The 278-nt window shown below is 53.2% G+C and carries 1 protein-coding gene; it reads left to right on the top strand.

Annotated elements, in window-relative coordinates; translation table 11 throughout:
* Positions 1–37 precede the first annotated feature (37 nt).
* A partial coding sequence (locus AC1RPV_RS07820; protein ID WP_481764206.1) for a hypothetical protein occupies positions 38–278 on the top strand: 241 nt, incomplete at its 3' end.

Below are 278 nucleotides of genomic sequence, written 5' to 3'. Positions count from 1 at the left end.
GAACTATACTGGGCTTTCTATATTTCAGGAGCCGAAAATGACTGACGATCTGATTCTCTTCCACCGTGAAATCCTCCGCTGGATCGAAGATGGGTGTCCGGAGCACGCTAGCTTCATGGACCGTATGGGGCTGTGCCTCAATGCCGAAGTTTGGCTGTACGATCGCATGTCGGAACAGCCGGATGCGTGGAAAAAGAGCCGCGAATTCCGTCAGGCGCTGATCAACCAGTTCGTGATCGCGGGGCTGCACGATACATATCCGTTCAATGAGTTCGTGC

The organism is Dellaglioa sp. CoH-55-MRSF-9, from assembly GCF_056782155.1.
This window is presented reverse-complemented; position numbering and strand designations above follow the sequence as displayed.